This is a genomic window from Neisseria sp. P0001.S005, assembly GCF_051963715.1.
On sequence record NZ_JBQCTZ010000918.1, the window covers coordinates 1 to 304 of the forward strand.

Sequence of the window (304 nt, forward strand, 5' to 3'; positions counted from 1 at the left end):
AAGCCAAAATCCACTTGGAAAGCGGCGCGAAAAAAGTGCTGATTTCCGCTCCCGGCGGCGATGACGTTGACGCAACCGTGGTTTACGGCGTAAACGACGACGTGATTACCGACGACATGACCGTTATCTCCAACGCATCTTGTACCACCAACTGCCTGGCACCTGTAGCCAAAGTGTTGAACGAAAACATCGGCATCGTAAACGGCGTGATGACCACCATCCACGCACTGACCAACGACCAAACCGTAACCGACGTACGCCACAAAGACCTGCGCCGTGCGCGTAGCGGCGTGGAAAACATGAT

At 54.6% G+C, this 304-nt stretch carries 1 pseudogene; it reads left to right on the forward strand.

Annotation, left to right across the window (positions count from 1 at the left end):
* Window positions 1-304: pseudogene (locus ACTHSP_RS23490) on the forward strand (erythrose-4-phosphate dehydrogenase); the annotation flags it as partial.